Consider the following 5,395-nt stretch of genomic DNA (forward strand, 5'->3'; position numbering starts at 1 on the left):
CACGGATATACCTCATAGCGGAAGTGGGTGGGACAGCGGGCCGGTACGTGCCGGGACGCCGCATTCGATGGCGACGATCGGCAGCTCGGGCGTGTAGCGCTCCTCAGCGCTGTCGCGCGGTCCGAGCGGGTTGGTGTCCGGGATCAACTCGGAGTTGGTGAAGCAGTTCGAACCGGTCTCGGTGGTCCTGCGGATCGAAATAGACGGAATCGTCATCGAGTTGCTGCATGCCAGTCGCATTCAGGCCGCCCGTGGCTACGGACTGCTCGTACGCCTTCTCAACATGGTCGCGACATTCAGTGGTCCGACGGACAGGCGCCTCTGGGTGACGAACCCGAAGTGCTGGTAGAGCGCCACATTTCCGGGGTCCGCGGTGGTGAGGTAGATCCCGGCCGCGGCTGGTGTGTCGGCCAGCAGGCGGTCGAGGAGACGCCGCCCCGCCCCGCGGCCTGCGGCGGCGGGAACCACCCCGATGAACTCCAGCGTCCAGGCACTCTCGGGCGCACCGGCTTCGGTGAGGTCGAGATAGCGCAGGGTCCGCTGCACGGACCGGAGTCCGCAACGCGCGAGCGTACGGGCCGCCCACTGCGCCTGAGCGGCAGGTGTGAGCCGAGCTCCGGGCGGGGTGAGGACGGCGGCCGCGATGGGGCTGCCGCCGTCCCCGGTCAGGGCGTAGCGGCGCGATCCGGGAATGGTGGCATCGGCGCGCAGGGTGACGTCGAACCAGTTCTCCCTGGTGGTGGACGAACTGCCGCAGATCCAGGAGGTCGCCGACTCACGGGCAAAGGCATCGGCCAGCACGCCTACGCAGGCATCCACGGATGGACGGTCGTCGATCTCCGGCCGGTGCGGAGCTGTGTCCGGGAACTGTGGGTCGTTCATGGTTCTCCTTCATCAGCACTTGCTCGATTCAAAACCGATCGTATAGCTTTCGATCGTATCGAGCTAGAGAGGAAGAGTGAATGAGGATCCTGGCGCTAGGCGGACCCGGTGCGATGGGGGCGGTGGCGGTGCGGGTGGCTGCCGGGCTGCCCGAGGTGACCGAGATTGTGGTGGCCGACAAACGCCTTGAAGCGGCCCAGAGGCTGGTACGCCAACTCGCCGGTGCCGGTGGTGCGCCCATGCGGGCCCTGCAGGTGGACGTGACCGATGACTCCGCCCTCCGGGCTGCAATGGCCGACGCCGACGTCGTGCTCAACACCGTCGGCCCGTACTACCGCTTCGGCCTGACCGTGCTGCGTGCCGCGATCGCGACCGGTACGCACTACCTGGACATCTGCGACGACTGGGAGCCGACCCTGCGGATGCTCGATCTGGACGAGGAAGCACGGTCCGCCGGGGTCTGCGCGGTGGTGGGCATGGGCGCCAGCCCCGGAGTCAGCAACCTGCTGGCCGCACGCGCCGTCCAGCAGCTGGACCAGGTCCAGAACCTGTACACCGCATGGCCCGTCGATGTGTCCGGCAACGACCAGGACGACGAGCAGCTGCTCGACCCCGACGGGCGGCCCAGTGCCGCCGCCGTGCACTGGATGGAGCAGATCAGCGGGAAGGTGGCCGTCGTCAGCGGCGGACAGCTCGTACACCGACGGCCGCTCCGTCCGGTCACGCTGACCCTCTCCCCCGAGCACTCCGGAACGGCTTACACCGTCGGCCATCCTGAGCCGGTCACCCTCCACCGCAGCTTCCGCCCGACCGGCGAGGCCTCCAACCTCATGGTCATCACCCCAGGCACACTGGCCTACCTCGACGTCCTTCGCCGCGACATCGACGCCGGCAAACTCACCAACGAAACCGCCGCCATTGACCTGGCCAAACCCTCGGTTTCCCGCGGCCTGCGGGCCGTGGCAGGCGCCATGGGCCTCAAGGGCCCCCGGTCGCTGCCGCCGTTCTTTGCCGCAGCCACAGGTACCCGCGACGGCAGGCCGGTCACCGTCCTGTCCCGCCTCGCCGAGACGTCAGGCATGACCACGCTGATCGACGACATGGCAGAGGCGACCGGAATCCCGCTGGCCCTGGGGCTCGCCCAGCTTCTCGACGGCACCAGCGGCCGGCCCGGCGTACACCCTCCCGAGGCCGTCATCGAACCCGAGCGGTTCTTCCTCGACCTCTCCCACCAGCTGTCCCACACCTCCGACAACGACCACCCCGGCAACTGCGTGATCACCACCGTCACCCCGAGCCACTGAAACGAGGAGATACCGGTGAAATCACTGGACCCAGGAGTCGGCGTGCATACAGCGGAATTCGTCGAGGTCGGGGGGCTTCGCGTCCGCTACGCGGCGACGGGCACCGGCCCGCCCGTGATCCTGCTGCACGGACTGGGCCGCAGCCTGGAGGACTGGGAGCCGCTGCGGGCCGCCCTGAGCGGGTACCGGCTGATCGCCATCGACCTCGCGGGCTTCGGGCAGTCCCAGGCCCTGCCCGACTGCCGCCTCGCGGCACTGGCCCGGCACGTCGAAGCAGCCTTCGACGTGCTCGGGGTCCCCTCGGGCGCCCATGTGGTGGGCAATTCGCTTGGCGGAGCCGTCGCGATGCGGCTCGCCGCAGATGCCCCCGCGCGGGTGGCGTCATTGGCACTGCTCAACAGCGCAGGGTTCGGCCGTGACGTCACCTGGACCCTGCGCATCCTCGACCTTCCGCTGCTCTGGCGGCTGCTCTTGCGTCCCCATGCGGACAGCGCGCTGCTGTCGGAGCGCTCCATCTTCTACGACCCGGCCTTCGCCACACCCGAACGGGTCGCCCTGGCACTCGCGCTCTCCCGTCGCGAAGGGGCGGCACAGACGTTCCGGCGCCAGTCCCATGCCCTCGGTTCGTGGCGCGGCGTACGCCGCGGCTGGCGCGAGAAGCTGCTCACCGAGGTCTCGGCGCTCGACATCCCCACGCTCGTCGTCTGGGGCACCCATGACAGGATCCTGCCGGCCACCCACCTCGTGAACGCCGCGACCGCTCTCCCCCGGGCACGCACCCACCTGTTCCCCCGGACCGGCCACATGCCGCAGATCGAGCGCGTCGACGAGGTCGCCGTCATGCTCGGCTCGTTCTGGGACAGGCCATAGGTCCCGAACCACCCCCGGTTCAAGCGAGGAGGGAGCTTCCACGGCACCGCGGGGCGTGACCCGCCCCGACCTCGGTACCCCGGGTGCTTGTACCCGCCTCCGACAGGTGCGACGGCGTGAAGAGGTGGTGCTCCCCGCGACGCTCGGATCGCCCTCGTGTTGGAAGCACTGCTGCCGGGGCAGCGGACTGGACGTCGGCGTGGAATCCACGCGCCAGGACACTGTACGAGCGGCCCGGATACCGTCGCGTGTATACCGAGCGCAGTTCTTGGCCGCGCGGCCTGCAGAGGTGCGGCTCGGCACCACGATGCGCCGCACCCTTGGACGTACCAGAAAGGCCCGCCACTTCATGACCGACTCGCTCCACACGCCGACAACGCCCGTCCGGGTCCCCACTCGCATGCTGGTCGAAGCTCTGATCCGTTCCGACCACACGGTCGACGCCGGCGAGCTCTACGCCACTGCCGACCTGCTCGGCATGACCGACCAGCAGGTGCGTCTGTGCATCAAGCGGCTCGTAGCAGAGGGGCGCTTCGTCCAGGAAGGCAGGGGGCGCAAAGCACTGCTCCGGGCGACCGGCGCTACCGTGCAGGCCCTGGGGCCGGACGTCGAGTTCGTCGCGCACGCTTTCCGGCAGGACGCGGGCCTCGCCCCTTGGGACGGCATCTGGCACCTGGTCGCCTTCGCTGTACCCGAAGACACCCGTACGGCGCGCGACACACTGCGCACCGTTCTCACCCGGCTTGGTGGCGCCCCCGTCCAGGGCGGCCTCTACGTCAGCGCCAATGCATGGGAACCCTACGTCGAGGACGAGGCTCGACGGCTCGGCATCCACGGCCACCTCACCCTCTTCACCACCGACGACCTGCGTCAGGGCGATGTACGCGATCCGGCCGCGCTTGCCCGCAGCCTGTGGCCGCAGGACGAGATCGCCGATGGCTATCGGCAACTCGCTTCCGTGGCCGAGCCGCGGCTGCGCCGACTCCAGGACGAGGCCGCCCCCTCCTCGCTCCAGCAGCTGACCATCGCGGTCGAACTGGCCGCCGAATTCACCCGTGCGATGGAGCCCGACCCTCTTCTGCCGCCCGAACTGCTCCCCCGGCCCTGGCCGGGAACCGAGGCACGTCGGCTCGTCGCACAGTGCTGGCAGCTCCTGGACCGGCTGGGGCAGTCCGGCACAGCGGCGGAGCAGCACGTCCGCCTGTTTCGCCTTTACGACGACGCTGTCAGGGGGACCAAGTCCGCAGAGCAGCGCTGCGACGGATGAGCACGGAGTCGGGTACCGGATGCGTGATGCGGGACGTGAGAGCCGTGTACCGGCCGGGCCATTCCTCGTCGTAGGGAATGACTTTGAGCTGCTCGATCGCAGGGGCACGCGACCGAGGATGCCGGTGCATGTGTCGCTGTCCCTGAGACACTCAAGGGTCGTCCGGCCCTCCGGCTCCAGCCGGTCGCCGATCTGATCGTGCAGCCCCGGCTCGGGTGCATCTGCAGATGCTCGCACGCCGACATTCCGAGAGGTGACGGGAGGTCGGTGAAGAAGCTGCCTGTCCCGCTGGGGATGAGCCCGGCCCGGGCGAGCATGGCCGCCAGTCCTTCACTGTCCTGACCAATCCGGGTAGTTGGCCGCGCATGTCGCCGAAAGCTTCCTCGGCGGCTTCCAGGCGGGCTTGCATGCCTGGACGCCCATGCCGATGTCACGGGGCAGAAATCGCGGGGCAGCCCGCTTCCCGCGACGGCAACGAGCCCGCCGGGCCGCAGGCAGCTGGCCACGGAGCGCGATACCGCTTCCTGGTCCCCGATGCGGTGGAAGCCGTTTCGGATCCAGATCAGATCCGCGGAATCCGGCGATCCGAACTCACCCGGGGACTTCCTCAGGCGAGTGACGACCCGACCTTCTTTTCCTTGCGCCACCGCGCGCGCGGACCCTCTCCAGGACGCCGGACGACTGGTCGACAGCGACAACCTCGGCATCCGGAAAAGTGTGCCAACAGGCACGTGACCACCCCCGGCACGCTGCCGATGTCCAGCACCCGGTGGACGGGCGTGCATCCGCCACCGTTGGTGCGCAGCAGATCCCGCAACCAGTCCGTCGTCTGTGCGAGGGCGGGAGCCTGCAGGCCTGCCTCACGTTTCGGGTGCACACCCAGCACGTCCCACTCGATGTTCTGATCGTGATGTGCGTTCATGAGTCCTCCAGTTCCAGCAGCACGCCGGGACTCAGCGAAGGAAGGGTGCGAGGCTCATTCCATGAGGGGCTTCGGGGCGGCACTCGTCCACGTCTTCACAGGAGTGCCGTCGGCGTAGACGACGAAAGCGGGACACGTTGCAGACCGCCC

Annotated in this window: 5 protein-coding genes; 3 read left to right on the forward strand and 2 right to left on the reverse strand. The window is 68.8% G+C overall.

All coding sequences use genetic code 11. The annotated features are described in order from the left end of the window. Positions 1–12: 12 nt before the first annotated feature. On the reverse strand, positions 13–216 hold the full coding sequence (locus J1C73_RS21670; protein ID WP_207317881.1) for a hypothetical protein: 204 nt from the start codon (positions 214–216) through the stop codon (positions 13–15). A gap of 39 nt (positions 217–255) precedes the next feature. Beyond that, entirely contained in the window at positions 256–882 is a 627-nt protein-coding gene (locus J1C73_RS21675; protein WP_207317882.1) for a GNAT family N-acetyltransferase, read from the reverse strand. Between the two features lie 80 nt (positions 883–962). On the opposite strand from J1C73_RS21675, the gene J1C73_RS21680 reads away from it, so the two are divergent. The 3 genes from J1C73_RS21680 to J1C73_RS21690 all read left to right on the forward strand — a co-directional run bounded on the left by J1C73_RS21680 (position 963) and on the right by J1C73_RS21690 (position 4,323). Beyond that, positions 963–2,186 (forward strand): saccharopine dehydrogenase family protein, encoded by a 1,224-nt coding sequence (locus J1C73_RS21680; protein ID WP_207317883.1) that lies wholly within the window; start codon positions 963–965, stop codon positions 2,184–2,186. A 42-nt stretch (positions 2,187–2,228) separates the two neighbouring features. Beyond that, complete coding sequence (locus J1C73_RS21685; RefSeq protein WP_207317884.1) at positions 2,229–3,056, forward strand: alpha/beta fold hydrolase; 828 nt, start codon at positions 2,229–2,231, stop codon at positions 3,054–3,056. Positions 3,057–3,456: 400 nt separating this feature from the next. Next, positions 3,457–4,323 carry a PaaX family transcriptional regulator C-terminal domain-containing protein gene (locus J1C73_RS21690; RefSeq protein WP_207317885.1) on the forward strand — a complete coding sequence of 289 codons (867 nt, stop codon included), beginning with the start codon at positions 3,457–3,459 and terminating at the stop codon, positions 4,321–4,323. Positions 4,324–5,395 lie beyond the last annotated feature (1,072 nt).

The sequence above is a fragment of the Streptomyces laculatispora genome (genome assembly GCF_017353455.1).
GTDB classification, from domain to species: Bacteria; Actinomycetota; Actinomycetes; order Streptomycetales; family Streptomycetaceae; genus Streptomyces; species Streptomyces laculatispora.

Bases quoted from the DNA above. Each gene is read 5' to 3' on its own strand.
- J1C73_RS21670 (WP_207317881.1), bottom strand. From the start codon at position 216: ATGACGATTCCGTCTATTTCGATCCGCAGGACCACCGAGACCGGTTCG.
- J1C73_RS21675 (WP_207317882.1), bottom strand. From the start codon at position 882: ATGAACGACCCACAGTTCCCGGACACAGCTCCGCACCGGCCGGAGATC.
- J1C73_RS21680 (WP_207317883.1), top strand. From the start codon at position 963: ATGAGGATCCTGGCGCTAGGCGGACCCGGTGCGATGGGGGCGGTGGCG.
- J1C73_RS21690 (WP_207317885.1), top strand. From the start codon at position 3,457: ATGCTGGTCGAAGCTCTGATCCGTTCCGACCACACGGTCGACGCCGGC.